We start from the raw sequence: 18,286 nt of genomic DNA, 5'->3' as shown, positions 1-18,286 counted from the left end.
CGTTGTCCTGTCCGTGATGGGGTCAATGGCCGGCGGCGAGCCGGTCCAGCGCGGCATCGCTCAACGGTTGCCCGGCCATGCGCGCGGCGTACAGCGCGGCGCCCAGCACCGGGGCCAGGCGCGGCCTTGTCAAGCGATAGGGCCTGTCGCCCGCCGCCAGCGCGCGCTCGAATGGTTGCAGCAGCAAGCCGCCGTCGCCGAACAGGCCGCCCGTGTACGAGACCGGCAGCGCCAGCCCGGGCGCGACGTCGAGACGATCGCGCACCGCATCGACCATCGCGGCCAGCTCGCTCGCCGCTGCAGCGAAGATGGCGAGCGCCTGTTGATCGCCCTGCCCTGCGGCGTCGGACACCAGCCGCGCCAGCTGGGCAACCCGGCTGCGGTCGCCACCGAGCTCACCGTAGACCACGGCGCACAGGTCGAGGTCGTCCACCAGCGCCAGCCGCGCGCGCACCAGCGTGTATAAAGGCCCGCGCGCCGCGCGGCCGTCGCTCATGCGCGAAAACAGGGCCAGGCCGGCGCGCGCGATCCAGAAAGCAGAGCCTTCGTCGCTGAACAACTCGCCCCAGCCGCCGGCGCGCGCCTGGCGGCCAGCGACTTCGCCATAGGCCATCGAGCCGGTGCCGGCGATCACGCTGATGCCGTCCTGGCAAGCCAGCGAACCGGCCCAGCTGCACACCATGTCGTTGTCGCACGTGGTGCGCTCGGCGCCGAGGATGGCGCCGGCCGCGTGGTCCAGCGCGCGCTGGGCCGCGCGGTCCTCGCCGTAGGCCGGCAGGCCGAAGAAGGCATGCTTGACCGCACCGCCGTCGACGCCGGCCGTGGCCAGCACCGCCTGCACGCCGCGCTGCAGGGTCGCGGCGACAGCGGGCAGGCCGACGTCGACGTGGTAGGTGCTGCCTTCTTCATGGCGCGCCAGCACGCCGCCCTGGGCGTCGACCAGCGCGAATGCGGTCTTGGTGCCGCCGCCGTCAATCCCGAGGAACATGGGCGGCCTCGCTGTCGAACGGGTAGATCGTCACGCCGCGCACCACGCGGTTGACGGTGCCGGACATGCTCGGGGTGTCCGGACGCACGCCCAGCGACAGCGAGCGCAGGAAGGCGAAGCCCTGGCAGAACACGATATAGGGCAGCGCCAGTTCCAGGTCGTGCGCGTCGTCGGCGCCGAAGAACACGAAGGCATCGTCGCCGAGCGCGCCGTCGGCGCGCGCATCCAGGGCCAGCACGCGGCCGGCGCGGCGGTCGCCGCGCAGCTCGCGCAGCAGGTCGAGGTCATAGCGGCGCGCCTGCGGGTCGTTCGACAGCAGCACCACCACCAGGGTCTGGTCGTCGACGATGGTCTTGGGGCCGTGACGGAAGCCCAGCGGCGAATCGTGGATCGCCACCACCTGGCCGTCGGTGAGTTCGAGCAGCTTGAGCGCCGCCTCGCGCGCCAGCCCGCGCAGCTCATTGCTGCCGAGGTAGACCACGCGCCGGAATCCCTGCCCCACCAGCTGCGACAGCAGCGGCAGCGCGCGCTCGCCGACCTGGCCGGCGGCGGCGGCCACGCGGGCGGCGGCGCCCGGCGCCAGCACCTCGAAGGCCAGCGCCGCGGCCAGCAGCATCGACGTAAAACTGGTCGTCATGGCGAAGCCGCGGTCGTGGGTGGCGTCGGGCAGCAGGATCGCCAGCGCGTTGGCGCGGTCCTGGGTCATGCCGTACAGCTGGCCGGCCTCGTTACAGGTGATCACCAGGTGATACACCTCGTCCACCAGCTGGTCGGCCAGCGCCACCGCCGCCACGCTTTCGGGGCTGCTGCCGGAGCGCGCGAACGACACCACCAGCGTCGGCGTCGCGCGCTGGAAGTAGCGGTCGGGGCCCGACACCAGGTCGGTGGTGGGCACGCTCTCCGCGCGCCGGCCCTGGCGCAACAGGCCGGGGACCAGGCATTCACCGATGAAGGCCGAGGTGCCGGCGCCGGCCATCACGATGCGCAACTCCGGGCGCGCCAGCAGCGGCGCCAGGAAGGCGTCGATCTGCGCGCGCTGCGCGGCCACGAGCGCATCGATCTGCGGCCACACGCCCGGCTGCTGCGCGATCTCGCGCGCGGTCACGCCGCCGCCCAGCGCATCGAGGCGGGCCACATCCTGTCCAAGAATCTCGCTGCCGTCTTGCACGGCATCCTGTACTGCTTGCATGTTCACTGCTCCCTAGGTTCGGCGCCCGGCTGGCAGGCGCGCATGTACTGGCGCAGCACGCGGGCTACCCCTTCTTTCAACAGCGCGAGCGGGGCGTTGCGCACCCGGCCCTCGCGCACGGCTTCGTAATGGAATGGCAGGTACTGGCTCAACAGGGTGAGCGGCGCCGGCCGGCGTTCCAGGTTCGCGACCAGGGCCGCCTGCGCGGCCTGGATGCGCGGATGCGGCCAGTAATAGCGGATCCGGTCGCTCAGGCTGAACTGCTGGTCGAACTGCAGGTGGGCGGCATCGTGGTAATACTTGCGCCAGTAATCCGGCTCGGCGCGCATCACGTCGAGCACGGTTTGCTTGAAGCCGCTATGACTCCCGGCGTCCACTTCGGCCTCGATGTCGGCCAGCGCCCACAGCGTCTCGCGCAGGGCGAAGGTCAGGCCGGGGCCGACCTTGAGGATGGCGAAGTGGTCGCGCACCAGCGCCTGCAACAGGCCTGGGGTCTGGTAGTCGGTCGAATGGGCCTCGAACACCATGGTCGGCTCGCCCTCGATGAAGCGGCTCAGTTCCTGCGCCTTGTCGGGGCGGTAGTCGATCACCTTGTGGTGGTCGAATTCCACGCCCGGCTGCACCACCAGGCCGATCACGCGTGGCCATGCGGATGCCAGGCCGGCGGCGTTGAAGGCGGCGCGGTGGGCGGCGATCGTCAGCGCGGCGGCGCCAGGCGTGGTGACGGCCAGTTCGTCCAGGTCTTCGTGGGCGCCGCCCGGCACCGGCACCTCGGTGCCGACGATGTAGACCGGGGCCTCGCCGCCGGCGCGCTGCCAGGCCCGCTCGGCCACCAGCGCCAGGCGCGCGGCGCGTTCGGCCACGACTTCGTCGGGCAGCGGCACCGGATCGCCGGCGCACGACATCGAGCAGTCGAGATGGATTTTCCTGAAGCCCGCGCTCACATATTGGTCGATCAGCACCTCGGACCTGGCCATCGCGCTGGCGGCCGGTTCGCCCTGCCAGCAGTTCGGCCCAAGGTGGTCGCCGCCCAGCAGGATGCGCTCGCGCGGGAAGCCCACCTTGTCGGCGATGGCGAACACGAAGTCGCGGAAGGCGCTCGGGGTCATGCCGGTATAGCCGCCGTCCTGGTTGACCTGGTTCGAGGTGGCCTCGACCAGCACCGGCCCGGTTCCTTCGAGGCCGACTTCGAAGGCGGCCTCGATCACCAGCGGATGCGCCGAGCACACCGAGTAGATGCCCAGCGGCTCGCCGGCATGGTGACGTTGGACGAGGTCGAGAAGCACTTGCATTGTCGTTGACTCCAAAAAATAGGGCTTCAGGCGGTGCTCGGCTCGTCCGGCTGCAGCGCAAGGAATAGCGCGGCCGCCAGCGACAGACCGATGCCGGCCAGCTTGAATCCGTTGGGCAGGGTCGCCGCCATGGCGACAGAGATGACGGTGGTGAGCAGCGGCGCACCGGCATTGACCAGCGGAGATACCACCAGCGCCTTGCCGTGTCTGAAGGCATACACCAGGGTCAGGGCGCCGACCGCATTCAGTACCTGCGTCACCGCCGCCAGCCATGGGCCATCCAGGCCGTAGTTGATCGGCCTGGTAAAGTCGGTCATGGCCAGCGCCACCGGGATGAAGGCCAGTGCGCTGAGCGCCATATAAAAGAAGATGCTTTCGGCATCCATGATGGCGTTGGCGCGCTTGATGAAATAGGCTTGCAGGCCCCAGGCCACCAGCACGCCCAGCGCCAGCACGAACCACCAGCCATAGGCCACGCCGCCCTGGTCGGGGGCATAGTCGAACAGCGGCAGCGCGCACAGCGCCAGCACGATGCCGGCCACGCCCAGCGCCCCGGTGCGCTCGCGCAGGAACAGGTAAGACAGCGCGATCGTGATCACCGGCGACAGCGAGATCAGCGGGAAGATCAGGTAAGTCGGTCCTTCCTTCACCGCGTGGAACAGGATCATCTGCCCGCCCGCTCCCAGGAGGCCAATCGCCAGGCCGTATCCGATGGCGGCGCCGTCGCGCCGCACGCGCCACTGGATGCGCGCCAGCGCGAACAACGCCGGCGGGATCATGGTCAGCGCCCACACCGCATACACCAGGGTCTCGGGAAAGCCGTTCTGCACCGGGCGCCCGGCGAAGGCGCCCCACACGCCCCACAGCAGGGTGGTCGCCAGAGCAAAGCCGAGCCAGTGGGTTTTCACGTTCGACGCCTTCATCAGAACTTCACGCTCATGCCGGCGGCGTAGGTGCGGCCCCAGGCTTCGAAGCCATAGATCGCATCGCTGCGGCCCAGGTTCGAGCGCATCACTTCGTCACCCAGGTTCTTGCCTTCGACGAATAGGGTGACGTTCTTGTTCAGGTCATACGAGGCCGAGGCGGTGACCCAGGTGATGGCGTCGACCTTGCTCGGGAAGCCGGCGATCACATTGGTGCTTTGCGTGTACTTGCCGGTGTAGTCGAAGGTCAGCGCGGCGTTGATCTTGCCCTTCTCGTACAGGAAGCCGAGCGAGGACGCGGTCGGGGCCACGCCTTCGAGCTGGCCAACGTATTCGCCGCCAGAATAAGCCTTGGTCCAGGTCTTGGCGAACTTGGCGGCGATGCCGAAGCCGTTGTCCCACAGGTGCTGCACGCCCAGCTCCATCCCGCGCACGCGCGCCTTGTCGCCGTTGACCGGACGGGTGACGGTGTACAGGTAGCCCGGCACTCCGATGTCGACTTTCTCGTCGGTCTGGAAGGTGACGAAGTTCTTGATCTGCTTGGCGAACAGGGCGACGTTGAGCGCCGACTTGGGCTGGTAGTACCACTCCAGCGACAGGTCCTGCTGGGTAGCCTCGGTCGGCTTCAAATTCGGGTCGCCGTCGATGTTGAGGATGTAGCTGCGGTCGAGCGTATTGTCGGTACGGGTTGGCGCCAGGCGGTCGAGCGAGGGACGCGCCATGACCTTGGCCATTGCGGCGCGCAGCACCAGGTCTGGCTGCATCCAGTAGCTGAAGTTAGCCGATGGCAGCACCTTGGTGTACGAGCCGTCCTGCGATACCGGCGTCGCTTCGCTGTACTCGATGTCCGGGCTGCTGGTCGGGATTTCAGGGGTCGGATCGTTGATCGAGATGATGTCGTCGATCGCGCTCTTCGAGCGGGTCTTGGTGTGCACCACGCGCACGCCGACATTGCCGTTCCAGCGCTCGCCCGACAGTTCGAACTGGCCGAACAGCGTCGCGGTCTTTTCGCGCACATCGTACGATTGGGTCGGCACGAACTCCGGCTGCGACTTGCTCACGTCATAGAATTCGCCGGTCGGATTGCCGTCGGCGTCGAGCTTGGGCTTGCCGTCGAGCGCCTTCAAGGCCTCGAAATAGGCCGGCACGTCGAAAGCGACGAAGCTGCCCGGGAAGTTGCCGCCGGCGCCGCGCATATAGTTCGGCAGGTTCATCGGCCGCACCACGTTGGCGCCCAGGTTGGCGAACGTGGTCGAGTACATATCGCAATACTGGCAGGCGCCGCCGTTCTTCTCGTTGCCGATCGCGGTGCGCTTCTTGGAGCGCGAGGTGCCGGACACGCCGAACTCGAAGGCATCGACATTCCACTTGCCGTCCAGGCTCAGGCGCCCTTCGAGCGAGCCGCCATCGACCGTGTCCTTGATGTCGACGCCGGTCAGCCCGGCGAAGTGGACGCCGTAGTCGCTGTTGCCGAGGCGCCCGGCCGCCAGTTCGGTGGCCAGGTCGCGTCCATCCTCGAGCGTCACGCGGATATCGGGGAAAGCATTGTCATTGGCCTTGTAGTACCCGGTGTTGGCGCCGCCGATGCCGGCCACCACGAAGGTATCCTTGCCACCCGAGTCGCGCTTGGAAGTCGAGCGGTACACGTCGCCGACCAGGCGCAGGTCGCGGTTGACTTTCCACTCGCCCTTCCAGCCGACCTGCATGGTGTCGACCTTGCGGTCGGTGGTCACGTTCGACATCTCTGGCACCAGGTCCTTGATCGTCATGCCCGTGATCAGGCCATCCCTGGCGACGACGTCCGACCAGCGGTCGGCCGCGTGCTCGACGTAATAGGACTGCTGGTAGCCGACCTGCGGCGAATCGAGCCGCGTGGCCAGGGCATCGAAGGTCATGCGGAAGTCGGGCGTGACCTTCCATTCGAAGGCGCCGGTGAGCGCGGCGCGCTTCTTCTTCTCGAAGATCGAGCCGAACGAGATGCAGCAGGAGCCGAGCAGGTTCTCTTCGCCGGGACCGAGGGAGCCGTTGCCGTCGACGTCGAAGCTGCCCGGCGAATCGGCATTGAAGGTCTGGTAGCCCAGCGAATCGGTGCGCACCTCGCGGTCGGACAGCACGGCGCCGAGGATGAACCCCATCTTGTTGTCGTTGAAGGTGTTGCTGACCACGCCCGACAGCTTGACGCCGTTCTTGCGCGAGAGGTCGTTACGGTCGCCCTCGATACGCGCCGAAGCGTGGTAGCCGGGATTGTCGAAGGGGCGGGCCGAGCGCAGGTTGACCGAGCCGCCGATGCTGCCTTCCATCTGCGAGGCGCTGGCCGATTTCATGACGTCGGCGCCGCCGATCATCTCGGACGGCAGCACGTCGAAGGCAAAGTCGCGGCCGTCGCCGTCGGTGGCCAGGATGCGGCGGTTGAGGGTCACGATGTTGTAGCCCGAACCGAGGCCGCGCACATTGATGTACTGGCCTTCGCCGCCGCGGGTGCGCGAGACCGAGATGCCGGCGATGTGGGTCAGCGAATCGGCCACGTTATCGTCGGGGAAGCGTCCCAGCTCGGTGGCCGAGATCGAATCCTGGATCACGTCGGCGTTGCGCTTGAGGTCGAGCGCGCGGGCCAGGGCGGCGCGGGCGCCGGTGACCACCACCACCGTGGGCTCGGCCGAGGCGCTGTCGGTATTGCTGGTGGCGCCGGTCTCCGCGGCGTTGCCTGCCTGGACCTGGGCCAATGCCACGCCGTACAGGGCGGCATTCACGGCAGTGGCAATCAAGGTCCGGCGGAATCCCTTTTCGAATCTACTGCGCATGGCATATCTCCTTCAGGTGTCGTCGTTGTAACCGAATAGTAATAGAAGATTTTCGAAATATCAAATAACTTTCGAAAACTTTCGATATGCATCGAAACCCTGTGTTGTTTGCCATAGTGCATTGTCAGGTGAACGCCTTCGCCACATGGGAAAGAAAACCCCTACAATGAGGTTGATGTAAAGAATCACCCTGCGGCGGGCCCTCGTTCCGATGGCCGCCTACACGTCTCGGACCGGACCGCCATGCCCCTGGAATCGTTGTTGTTTGCCCCTTCCGCCCTGCTGGGCCCCACCCTCGTGGCAGCCCTGCTCGGCCTGCTGGTCGGGAGCTTCCTGAACGTGGTGATCCACCGCATCCCGAAGATGATGCAGCGCGAATCCGACAATTACGTGGCGCAGGAAAGCGGCAAGGAGCCGCCGCACACCGACACCTTCAACCTGATGACGCCGCGCTCGCGCTGCCCCTGCTGCGGCCACCAGATCACGGCCATCGAGAACATCCCGGTCGTCAGCTGGCTCGCCCTCGGCGGCAAATGCCGCAAGTGCAAGACGCGCATCTCGCCGCGCTATCCGGCGATCGAGCTGTTCACGGCCATCGTCTCCGGCCTGCTGGTGTGGACCTTCGGCAGCGGCGCGGCGGGGATGGCCAGCCTGGTGTTCGCCTGGCTGCTCATCGCGATGACCTTCATCGACGTCGACACCCAGCTGCTGCCGGACGACCTGACCTATCCGCTGCTGTGGGCTGGCCTGCTCATCAACATCAACGGTACCTTCGTGCCGCTGCAGGACGCGGTGATCGGCGCCGCGGCCGGCTACCTGGTGCTGTGGGCGGTGTACTGGGCCTTCAAGCTCGCCACCGGCAAGGAGGGCATGGGCTATGGCGACTTCAAGCTGCTGGCGGCGCTCGGCGCCTGGCTCGGATGGATGGCGCTGCCGACCATCATCCTGCTGTCCTCGGTGGTCGGCGCGCTGGTGGGCATCGGCCTGATCGTGTTCGCCAAGCGCGCACGCAACAAGCCGATCCCCTTCGGCCCCTACCTGGCGGCGGCCGGCCTCCTCGCCATGCTGTACGGCGAGCAACTGGGCCAGTTCGGCCGAGGCCTGCTGGGATGAGTGGCAAACTGGCGTTCTCGGTGGGCCTCACCGGCGGCATCGGTTGCGGCAAGAGCACCGTGGCCGAGCTGTTCGCCGCGCTGGGCGCCTCGATCGTCGATACCGACGCCATCGCCCATGCGCTGACCGCCCCGCACGGCGCGGCGATGCCGGCCATCGTGGCCGAATTCGGGCCCGACTTCGCCACACCCGAGGGTGCGCTGGACCGCGCGCGCATGCGCAGCCTGGTGTTTTCGGATGCCGGCGCACGCGGCCGGCTGGAAGCGATCCTGCATCCGCGCATCCGCGACGCCACCGCCGCGGCGGCGGCCATCGCGACTGGCCCCTATGTCATCTTCGCGGTGCCGCTGCTGATCGAATCGGGCAGCTGGCGCGAGCGGGTATCGCGCGTGCTGGCCGTCGACTGTTCGGAAGACACGCAGGTGGCGCGCGTCATGCAGCGCAGCGCGCTGGGCCCGGATGAGGTACGGGCAATCATGGCGACCCAGGTCACGCGGGCGCAGCGCCTGGCGGCGGCCGACGACGTGATCGACAACGACGATGGCCTGGACGCCCTGCTGCCCCAGGTAACACGCTTGCATAAGCGGTATCTTGAATTAAGTTCGTAACAAGATTGATGCAGTGTTTGTAATTTTGCTCTGCATGGTTCAGAATCACAATTTGCTTGCCAGCCTACATTCAGAGGAATGTCATTTTGATCGTCTACGAATACCCTTTCAACGAGAGGATTCGCACGTTGTTGCGGCTGGAAGACCTGTACGAGAAGTTCAAGTTCTTTGTGCACCAGGAACACCCGATGCAGCACCACGTCGCCCTCGCGACGATCTTCGACATGCTGGAAGTAGCCGGCCGCGCCGATTTGAAGTCCGACCTGCTGCAGGAACTCGAGCGTCAAAAACAGTCGCTGCTGCTGTATCGCAGCAATCCTGCGGTGGCCACCGATACCCTGGATGCCGTGCTGGCCGAACTGGACGTGGCCAGCAGCGCCCTGGTGGCAAGCCAGGGCAAGACCGGCCAGAACGTGCGCGAGAACGAATGGCTGATGAGCATCCGCGGCCGCACCATCATCCCGGGCGGCGCCTGCGAATTTGACCTGCCGTCCTATTACGCCTGGCAAAAGCGCCCGGCCGAGCAGCGCCATGCCGACATCATGGGCTGGTTCGGCCCGCTCGCCCCGCTGCTGGACGCGCTTGCCCTGGTGCTGCGCCTGCTGCGCAACTCGGGCGTGCCGGTCAAGATGATCGCCGTGGCGGGCAGCTACCAGCAGATGTTACAGGGTAAAATCTACCAGATGCTGCGCCTGACCCTGGACGAATCGGCGGGGGCGATCCCCGAGATCTCGGCCAACAAGTACATGCTGTGGGTGCGCTTTACCAGCCAGGACGGCGATTGCAAGCCGAAGCCGCTGGAAGAAGACGTGCCGTTCGACCTGACACTCTGCAATTTCTGATTTTTGATTGGTAGTATCGATGACCGTTGTAGCCTGCCCTACCTGCAGCAAGCAAGTCGAGTGGACCGAGGCGAACAAGTTTCGCCCGTTCTGCTCCGAACGCTGCAAGAAGATCGACCTGGGCGCCTGGGCCGAGGAGAAGTACACCATTCCGGGCGCCGCACCGGCGGATCCATTGGACGAGGCGCCGAACGAGCGTTGATGCGTCCCGGCGCTGCTCGTGGAACACGCTGCTGCCAGCACGTCGTTCCCGCGCAGGCGGGAACCCAAGTCGGCACCGCAGCCACAAGTGCATCCGCCGGTGACGACTCTGGCAACCTTGGGTTCCCGCCTCCGCGGGAAGTCGTTACCTCCAGTGGAGGTAACGACGAGATGCTAACGGCTGATCCCCTCCGGCACCACTACCGGCCTGTTACGCCGACCATAACGGTCCATGAACAAGCCCTCCAGCCCGATCTCGGGCTGTTTCCCCGACAGCAGATCCGCCAGCACCCGCCCCGACCCGCACGACATGGTCCAACCCAGCGTGCCATGGCCCGTATTCAGGAACAGGTTGCGGTACGGCGTCGGTCCGATCACCGGCGTGCCGTCCGGCGTCATCGGCCGCAGGCCGCACCAGAACGAAGCCTGGCGCACGTCGCCGCCTTCCGGGAACAGATTGGTCACCGAGTGTTCGAGCGTGTCGCGCCGCGCCTGGTGCAGGCGCAGGTCGTAGCCACTCAGTTCCGCCGTGCCGCCGACGCGGATGCGGTCGCCCAGGCGCGTGATCGCGACTTTATACGTCTCGTCCATCACGGTCGATTCCGGCGCGCCCGACGGGTCGGTGATCGGCACCGTGATCGAATACCCTTTCACCGGATAGACCGGGATGTGGATGCCGATCTGCCTGAGCAGCAGCGGCGAATAGCTGCCCAGCGCCAGCACGAAGGTGTCCGACTTGAGCTCGCCCTTGTTTGTCACGACGCCGACGACACGGTCGCCCTCGACGTTCAGGCGCTCGATCTTCACCTCGTGCCGAAACTTGACGCCCAGGCCCTTGGCCAGTTCGGCCAGCGCCTGGGTGAACTTGAAGCAGTCGCCTGTCTCGTCGTTGGGCAGCAGCAGGCCGCCCAGGTACCGGCCCGGCACGCGCGCCAGCGCCGGCTCGTACTGCGTGCAGCCCTGTGGATCTAGCAGCTTGTAGGGCACGCCCGAGCGCTCCAGCACCTCGGTGTCGGTGTGCGCGCCGTCGAGCTGCTTCTGGGTGCGGAACAGCTGCAGCGTACCCTGGCTGCGCTCGTCGTAACTGATGCCGGTGTCACGCCGCAGTTGCACCAGCACGTCGCGGCTGTATTCGGCCAGGCGCACCATGCGGCCCTTGTTGACCTGATAGCTGCGGGTATTGCAGTTGGCCAGCATCTGCAGGATCCAGCGCCACTGCTGCGGATCGAGTTTCGGGCGGATGACGAGGGGGCTGTGCTGCATCGCCAGCCATTTGACGGCTTTCATGGGCACGCCCGGCCCGGCCCACGGCGTGGCATAGCCGGGCGAGATCTCGCCCGCATTGCCGAAGCTGGTCTCCATCCCGGCGCCGGGCTGGCGGTCGATCACGGTGACGTCATGCCCGGCCTGGGCCAGGAAATACGCCGATGCGGTTCCGATGACGCCACTGCCGAGGATGATGACTTTCACGCTTGTTCCTTAAGATTGATCCGGATACCGCACCCGGTCGAGCCATTCGAGCAGCGGGATGGTGGCCGGCAGCAGCGGGCTGACACCGAAGGCGCCCTGCCATGCAAATGCCTGGCCTTCCAGGCTTTGCGGCTCTCCCTGCCACTCGCGGCAGATGTAGAAATACAGGCGCACGTGGGCGTGCTCGTACACGTGCTCGACGCAGCACCAGGCTTCGCCGCTGACCACCTGCACCCCGAGTTCTTCCATGAACTCGCGCTGCAGGGCCACGAAGATGTCTTCGCCGGCTTCGACTTTCCCGCCCGGGAATTCCCAGTAGCCCGCATACGGCTTGCCGTCGGGGCGCTGGCCGAGCAGCACGTCGCCGTCGGGGCGCATCAGGATGCCGACGGCGACGTCGACCGGCGGTTTGTTGGTGCTCACATCAGTCATCGGCTGTTTCATCCGGCAGCTTGCCGGCATAGTCCTTCGCGAATTGCCAGGCCACGCGCCCCGAGCGCGAACCGCGCTGCAGCGCCCATTGCAGGGCCTCCGGCCGCGCGGCGGCGATCTGCTGCCCGGTGCAGCCGAAGCTGGCCAGCCAGTGGCCGACGATGGCCAGGTAGTCGTCCTGGCGGAACGGGTAGAAGGACAGCCACAGGCCGAAGCGTTCGGACAGCGAGATCTTCTCTTCGACCGTCTCGCCCGGATGCAGGTCGCCATCCTCGCCGTGGCGGTAGCTGGCATTGTCCGACATTTTCTCGGGCATCAGGTGGCGCCGGTTCGAGGTCGCGTAGATCAGCACATTGTCCGACTGCGCCGTGATGCTGCCGTCGAGCGCCACCTTCAAGGCCTTGTAGCCCGCCTCCCCTTCTTCGAACGACAGGTCGTCGCAGAAGACCACGAAGCGCTCCGGCCGGCCGGCGACCAGGTCGATGATGTCGGGCAGGTCGGCAAGATCGGCCTTGTCGACCTCGATCAGGCGCAGGCCCTGGCCGGCGAAGGCGTTCAGGCAGGCCTTGATCAGGGACGATTTGCCGGTGCCGCGCGCGCCGGTCAGCAGGACGTTATTGGCCGGGCGATGCGCCACGAACTGGCGCGTGTTCTGCTCGATCTGGCGCTTTTGCGCCTCGACGTGATGCAGGTCGTCCAGGGCGATGGTCGACGCATGCAGCACCGGCTGCAGGTAGTTGCCGCCGCCATTCGGGCGACGGCGCCAGCGGAAGGCGAAGCTGCGCTTCCAGTCGGGCTCGCGCGCCGTGGCGGGCGGCAGCACCGCCTCCAGGCGCTCGAGCAGGCCCTCCGCCCGCCGCAGGAATTGATCCAGCGGCGTCATCAGGAACGGTAGTCGGCGTTGATCGAGACGTAGTCGTGCGACAGGTCGCAGGTCCAGACGGTGGCCGTGGCGTCGCCGCGGGCCAGCTTGACGCGCACCGTGATCTCGGACTGCTTCATCACGCGCTGACCGTCTTCTTCCTTGTAGTCCGGATTGCGGCCACCTGCTTTCGCCACCCAGACATCGTCCAGGTACAGGTCGAGCTTGGTGACGTCGAGGTCGTCCACGCCGGCATAGCCGACCGCGGCCAGGATGCGGCCCAGGTTCGGGTCGGACGCGAAGAAGGCGGTCTTGACCAGCGGCGAGTGGGCGATCGCGTAGGCGATCTTGCGGCATTCGGCAACATCGCGGCCTTCATCGACCGTGATGGTCATGAACTTGGTCGCGCCTTCGCCGTCGCGGATGATCTGCTGCGCCAGGTTGCGCGAGATGTCGGTGACGGCTTCCTTCAGCGCTTCGTAGTCGGCGCCGCTGGCGCTGTCGACATTCAATCCGCCAGTGCCGGTCGCGATCACGATGAAGGAATCGTTGGTCGAAGTATCGCCGTCGATGGTGATCGCATTGAACGAATGGTCGGCCGCGTGCTGGACCAGTTCATCCAGCACCGGCTGCGCCACTTTGGCGTCGATCGCCAGGTAGCCGAGCATGGTCGCCATATTCGGCTTGATCATGCCGGCGCCCTTGCTGATGCCGGTCATGGTCACCTCCTGGCCGCCGATGGTGACGGTGCGCGAGGCAGCCTTCGGCTGGGTGTCGGTGGTCATGATCGCCTCGGCGGCGTTGAACCAGTTGTCCGCCTTCAGGCTCGTGGCGGCGGCCGGCAGGCCTGCCAGCAGCTTCTGCATCGGCAGCTGTTCCAGGATCACGCCGGTCGAGAATGGCAGCACCTGGCCGGCCTCGAGGCCCAGCAGCTTGGCCACCTCAAGGCAGGTGGCCTGCGCATTGGCCAGGCCCTGCTCGCCGGTGCCAGCGTTGGCATTACCCGTATTGACCACCAGCGCGCGGATCGGCGCGGCGCCGTTCTTCACGGCGTCCAGGTTGGCCTTGCTGACCTGTACCGGCGCGGCGCAGAAGCGGTTCAGGGTGAACACGCCGGAGACGGTCGCGCCTTCGGCCAGCTTCATGATCAGGATGTCCTTGCGGTTCGGCTTCTTGATGCCGGCTTCGGCAAAGCCGATCTCGACACCGTTGACGGGCTTCAGGTCGGCGGCGACTGGCAGGGGGGAATTGACGGCCATGGTGATCTCGTTGGAAAAATTGTCGAATTCGTTATTGTAACGCCAGCGTCCCGACGATGCTGCGAGGTTTCTGTTACGCAGCAAAAATGAAAACGGCCGGGTCGCCCCGGCCGTTTTTCATCTGCGCACCACGCGCCGGCTTACGCCAGCTTGCCGTGGCACTGCTTGAACTTCTTGCCGCTGCCGCAAGGGCATGGATCGTTGCGGCCGACCTTCACGCCCATATAGCTGTTGTGGTCCTCGGCCGACACGGCCTCGCCATCGCCGCTGCGGTTCGGGTTCGGATTGAGCAGCTCTTCCGGCGCCGCCGACGGATTGAAGTCGGCGTGCTGGTAGTTGACGTTTTCCAGCTGCGCGGCCTGGGCCGCCATCGCCGCCTCGGCGGCCTCGACTTCTTCGCGCGACTGGATGCGCACGGTCATCACGGTGCGGATCACTTCGTTCTTGATCAGGTCCAGCATATTGCTGAACAGCTGGAAGGCCTCGCGCTTGTATTCCTGCTTCGGGTTCTTTTGCGCATAGCCGCGCAGGTGGATGCCCTGGCGCAGGTGGTCCAGCGCCGCCAGGTGTTCGCGCCAGTGGGTGTCCACGCTCTGCAGCATGACGTTGCGCTCGAAGCCGCCGAACGATTCCTTGCCCACCACGCCGACCTTGGCGCCATACGAGGCGTCGGCCGCGGCCAGCACGCGCTCGAGGATGTCGTCGTCGTTCAGGTTCGGCTCGTCCTGCAGCATCTGCTGCAGCGGCACATCCAGGCTCCATTCCGAGGCCAGGGTGGTTTCCAGCGTCTTGACGTCCCACTGTTCCTCGACCGATTCGGCCGGCACGTAGTCGCGCACCAGGTCGGTGAACACGCCCACGCGCAGCGAGTTGATCATCTCGCTGATGTCGGTCGACTCCAGCAGTTCGTTACGCTGGGTGTAGATCACCTTGCGCTGGTCGTTGGCGACGTCGTCGTACTCGAGCAGCTGCTTGCGGATGTCGAAGTTGCGGGCCTCGACCTTGCGCTGGGCCGACTCGATCGAGCGAGACACGATGCCCGCCTCGATCGGTTCGCCTTCCGGCATCTTGAGGCGGTCCATGATGGCGCGCACGCGGTCGCCGGCGAAGATGCGCAGCAGCGCGTCATCGAGGCACAGGTAGAAGCGCGAAGAACCCGGGTCGCCCTGGCGGCCCGAACGGCCGCGCAGCTGGTTGTCGACCCGGCGCGATTCGTGGCGCTCGGTGCCGATGATGTGCAGGCCGCCGGCATTGACCACGTGATCGTGCAGCGATTGCCATTCGTCGCGCAGCTTCTGCGACTGGGTGGCCTTCTGCTCCGGCGACAGGTTGGCATCGGCTTCGATCAGCTGGATCTGCTTGCCCACATTGCCGCCCAGGACGATGTCGGTACCGCGGCCGGCCATATTGGTGGCGATGGTGATCATCTTCGGACGGCCGGCCTGGGCGATGATCTCCGCTTCGCGGGCGTGCTGCTTCGCGTTCAGGACGTTGTGCTGCAAGCCGGCCTTGGTCAGGATCCCGGACAGCATCTCGGAGTTCTCGATCGAGGTGGTGCCGACCAGTACCGGCTGGCCGCGCTCGTAGCAGTCGCGGATGTCGTTCAACATCGCGTTGTACTTTTCTTCGGACGTCTTGTAGACCTGGTCCTGGCGGTCCTTGCGCTGCGACGGACGGTTCGGCGGCACCACGACGGTTTCCAGGCTGTAGATTTCCTGGAATTCGAAGGCTTCGGTGTCGGCGGTACCGGTCATGCCGGCCAGCTTGGCGTACATGCGGAAGTAGTTCTGGAAGGTGATCGAGGCCAGGGTCTGGTTCTCGTTCTGGATCCGCACGCCTTCTTTCGCTTCGACTGCCTGGTGCAGGCCGTCCGACCAGCGGCGGCCCGTCATCAGGCGGCCGGTGAATTCGTCGACGATCACGACTTCGTTGTTCTGCACCACGTAGTGCTGGTCCTTGTGGTAAAGGACGTGGGCGCGCAGCGCCGCATACAGGTGGTGGATCAGGGTGATGTTGGCGGCGTCGTACAGCGAAGCGCCTTCGGGCAGCAGGCCCATCTCGGTCAGGATCGCCTCGGCGTGCTCGTGGCCCGATTCGGTCAGCAGCACGGTATGCGCTTTTTCGTCCTTCAGGTAGTCGCCCGGGACTTCGATCTTGCCCTTGCCGTCCGGGGTTTCCTCGCCGATCTGCTGGACCAGCTTGGGCGGCAGTTCGTTCAGGCGGTGGTACAGGTCGGTGTGGTTCTCGGCCTGGCCCGAAATGATCAGCGGCGTACGCGCCTCGTCGATCAGGATCGAGTCGACCTCGTCGACCACCGAAAAATTGAGCCCGCGCTGCACGCGTTCGCGCGCATCGTAGACCATATTGTCGCGCAGGTAGTCGAAGCCGAATTCGTTGTTGGTACCGTAGGTGATGTCGGAACCGTAGGCCTTCTGCTTGCTGTCGTGGTCGAGCTGCGACAGGTTGACGCCGGTGGTCAGGCCCAGCCAGCCGTACAGCTGGCCCATCTGGTCCGCATCGCGCTGGGCCAGGTAATCGTTGACGGTAATGACGTGCACGCCCTTGCCCGACAAGCCGTTCAGGTAGACCGGCAGGGTCGCCATCAGCGTTTTACCCTCACCCGTGCCCATTTCGGCGATCTTGCCCTGGTGCAGGACCATGCCGCCGATCAGCTGGACGTCGAAGTGGCGCATCTTGAGCACGCGCTTGGCCGCTTCGCGGCAGACGGCGAAGGCCTCTGGCAGGATGTCGTCCAGGGTCTGGCCCTTGGCCAGGCGGTCCTTGAATTCGGGCGTCTTGGCTTGCAGCTCCGCATCCGAAAGCTTTTCCATCTGTGGCTCGAGCGCGTTGATCTGACGCACGGTCTTTTGATACTGCTTGAGCAGACGCGAGTTACGGCTGCCGAAAATCTGGGTCAGGAATGACATGCTGTGTTCTTGAAAAATACGCCGCAAAAAGAAGCCAAGATGATATCAAAGAGATAAGCACCAAAGACCGCGTTAGGCAAATAACCACTGATTTTATCATGCGCGCCAGACACGCACTTGGGGCTTGGCACACAGATAACAAGGTTTTTCTGCTTGGAATCCCTTATTTATTTGCTTCGGGGAAGGACTCGGGGAACAGCAACGCAAGGTCGGTCCCCACCCTGCCCCACAGGACGGTGGCGTCATGGTAGAGGAACAGCACCTCGTCGTCGCTGCCCGGCGCCAGCATCAGTCTGCGCAATTGCTCGACCTCGGCCGGATCCAACCGCACCAGCGCATTGGTCGAGACGTACACCACTTCGCGATGGTAACGCGCGAACATCGGCGCGCCCATATAGCCGAAGGAATCGGAAAAGATCACCAGGCGCGGGCCGAGTCCCGGCGCGCTATTGACGTAGCGGCCGACCACGCCCAGCTTCTCCATCATCGGCTTGAGTTCGGGGAAGCAGTCCGGGCCGAAGCATGGCGCGATCGTGGTGCCGCCAAAATTGGGCACGTCGGCCAGGCTGTTGCGCTCGATGCCGGTGAACAGATAGGCGACGTCGGACGGGCCCACCTTGGCGTCCAACGGGATCGGCTTGCCGACATCGTCGCCGCGATCCCAGAATTGGCGCTCGGTCAGCGCGGCGACGGCGCCGGCGCCGGAGGCGCCCCAATGGAAGTGGGTCTTCGGGAAGAACTCGACACGCTCGCGCATCGCCCACATCTCGCTCAACGGGAAGTAGATGCGGGCGCGCGCCTCCGGCGTCAGCTCCTTCGAGGCCAGCAGGCCGCGCAGCGGCACCTGGGTTGGCTTGCAGCGCTCGGACTGCCAGGGCAGCATCTCGTCGCTGTAGACCACCGGACCGGATGGCGCGATCAGCATCCGCGCCGGGATGCCGCGTTCGCGGAAGACCTGGTCAAACTGCCCCAGCTCCTTCACGATGCGCGGGCCGTCGTCGAATTGCCAGCCGCAGGCGATCAGGGCGGTGTACGGCGCGCCCTGGCCGCGGTCGTTGTGCGCAGCCAAAAAGATACGGTCGCCGCGACCGGCCATCATCTGGTTGGTCGGGAAGCGGTTGAACACGTCGTGGCGCAGGCGCGCATACGTTTCCACCATCGTGTCGCGCCAGCCGAAGTGGTCGTTGCTCCAGGCTTCGGCCTTGGCCGGCCAGGCGAGTGCTTCGTCCACGCTGGTGGGCAGGCCGGGGGCAGGCGCCAGCACGCGCTGCTCCGCCGTCTCGTTAGCGGGCTGGAACAGCGTCACCAGCAGCGGCAGCGCCAGGAAGCCGAGGATGACGATCCTGGCGGCGTGGGTGCGCAAGCGAAAGGCTGTCATG

At 65.9% G+C, this 18,286-nt stretch carries 15 protein-coding genes; 4 read left to right on the top strand and 11 right to left on the bottom strand.

Annotation, left to right across the window (positions count from 1 at the left end; all coding sequences use genetic code 11):
- Positions 1–22 precede the first annotated feature (22 nt).
- Genes Q9246_RS04930 through Q9246_RS04910 form a run of 5 tightly spaced genes read right to left on the bottom strand, consistent with a single transcriptional unit; the run spans position 23 to position 7,193 of the window.
- Positions 23–988, bottom strand: coding sequence for an N-acetylglucosamine kinase (locus Q9246_RS04930; protein WP_306395885.1), 966 nt, complete (start codon positions 986–988; stop codon positions 23–25).
- A complete protein-coding gene (locus Q9246_RS04925; protein ID WP_306395884.1) occupies positions 972–2,177 on the bottom strand; it encodes an SIS domain-containing protein in 1,206 nt (401 codons plus the stop codon). The genes Q9246_RS04930 and Q9246_RS04925 overlap by 17 nt, the downstream gene beginning before the upstream one ends.
- 2 nt (positions 2,178–2,179) lie before the next feature.
- Entirely contained in the window at positions 2,180–3,469 is a 1,290-nt protein-coding gene (locus Q9246_RS04920; RefSeq protein ID WP_306395883.1) for a D-tagatose-bisphosphate aldolase, class II, non-catalytic subunit, read from the bottom strand.
- Positions 3,470–3,495: 26 nt separating this feature from the next.
- Positions 3,496–4,392, bottom strand: coding sequence for a DMT family transporter (locus Q9246_RS04915; protein ID WP_306395882.1), 897 nt, complete (start codon positions 4,390–4,392; stop codon positions 3,496–3,498).
- Positions 4,392–7,193, bottom strand: coding sequence for a TonB-dependent receptor (locus tag Q9246_RS04910; protein ID WP_306395881.1), 2,802 nt, complete (start codon positions 7,191–7,193; stop codon positions 4,392–4,394). The genes Q9246_RS04915 and Q9246_RS04910 overlap by 1 nt, the downstream gene beginning before the upstream one ends.
- A 243-nt stretch (positions 7,194–7,436) precedes the next feature.
- Here Q9246_RS04910 and Q9246_RS04905 point away from each other — a divergent pair, with 243 nt between their 5' ends.
- The 4 genes from Q9246_RS04905 to yacG all read left to right on the top strand — a co-directional run bounded on the left by Q9246_RS04905 (position 7,437) and on the right by yacG (position 9,958).
- Complete coding sequence (locus Q9246_RS04905; RefSeq protein WP_306395880.1) at positions 7,437–8,306, top strand: prepilin peptidase; 870 nt, start codon at positions 7,437–7,439, stop codon at positions 8,304–8,306.
- Entirely contained in the window at positions 8,303–8,914 is a 612-nt protein-coding gene (gene coaE, locus Q9246_RS04900) for a dephospho-CoA kinase (RefSeq protein ID WP_306395879.1), read from the top strand. Before Q9246_RS04905 ends, coaE begins: the two co-directional genes overlap by 4 nt.
- Positions 8,915–9,000: 86 nt before the next feature.
- Entirely contained in the window at positions 9,001–9,756 is a 756-nt protein-coding gene (zapD, locus tag Q9246_RS04895; protein ID WP_306395878.1) for a cell division protein ZapD, read from the top strand.
- A gap of 19 nt (positions 9,757–9,775) precedes the next feature.
- The gene (yacG, locus tag Q9246_RS04890; protein WP_306395876.1) at positions 9,776–9,958 is read left to right on the top strand and encodes a DNA gyrase inhibitor YacG; all 183 of its coding nucleotides are present in this window, start codon (positions 9,776–9,778) and stop codon (positions 9,956–9,958) included.
- A 173-nt stretch (positions 9,959–10,131) separates the two neighbouring features.
- Here the strand turns inward: yacG and Q9246_RS04885 are convergent, their stop codons facing one another.
- The 6 genes from Q9246_RS04885 to Q9246_RS04860 form a co-directional block, all read right to left on the bottom strand.
- Positions 10,132–11,427 carry a D-amino acid dehydrogenase gene (locus Q9246_RS04885; protein WP_306395875.1) on the bottom strand — a complete coding sequence of 432 codons (1,296 nt, stop codon included), beginning with the start codon at positions 11,425–11,427 and terminating at the stop codon, positions 10,132–10,134.
- Between the two features lie 9 nt (positions 11,428–11,436).
- On the bottom strand, positions 11,437–11,859 hold the full coding sequence (locus tag Q9246_RS04880; RefSeq protein ID WP_306395873.1) for an NUDIX domain-containing protein: 423 nt from the start codon (positions 11,857–11,859) through the stop codon (positions 11,437–11,439).
- Complete coding sequence (locus Q9246_RS04875) at positions 11,852–12,742, bottom strand: ATP-binding protein (RefSeq protein WP_306395871.1); 891 nt, start codon at positions 12,740–12,742, stop codon at positions 11,852–11,854. Before Q9246_RS04875 ends, Q9246_RS04880 begins: the two co-directional genes overlap by 8 nt.
- On the bottom strand, positions 12,742–13,980 hold the full coding sequence (gene argJ / locus Q9246_RS04870) for a bifunctional glutamate N-acetyltransferase/amino-acid acetyltransferase ArgJ (protein WP_306395870.1): 1,239 nt from the start codon (positions 13,978–13,980) through the stop codon (positions 12,742–12,744). Before argJ ends, Q9246_RS04875 begins: the two co-directional genes overlap by 1 nt.
- A gap of 140 nt (positions 13,981–14,120) precedes the next feature.
- Positions 14,121–16,907 carry a preprotein translocase subunit SecA gene (gene secA, locus Q9246_RS04865; protein WP_306395869.1) on the bottom strand — a complete coding sequence of 929 codons (2,787 nt, stop codon included), beginning with the start codon at positions 16,905–16,907 and terminating at the stop codon, positions 14,121–14,123.
- Positions 16,908–17,070: 163 nt separating this feature from the next.
- Complete coding sequence (locus Q9246_RS04860; protein WP_306395867.1) at positions 17,071–18,285, bottom strand: alginate O-acetyltransferase AlgX-related protein; 1,215 nt, start codon at positions 18,283–18,285, stop codon at positions 17,071–17,073.
- Between the last annotated feature and the right edge of the window lies 1 nt (position 18,286).

The organism is Telluria beijingensis (assembly GCF_030770395.1).
GTDB lineage: Bacteria > Pseudomonadota > Gammaproteobacteria > Burkholderiales > Burkholderiaceae_D > Telluria > Telluria beijingensis.
This window is presented reverse-complemented; position numbering and strand designations above follow the sequence as displayed.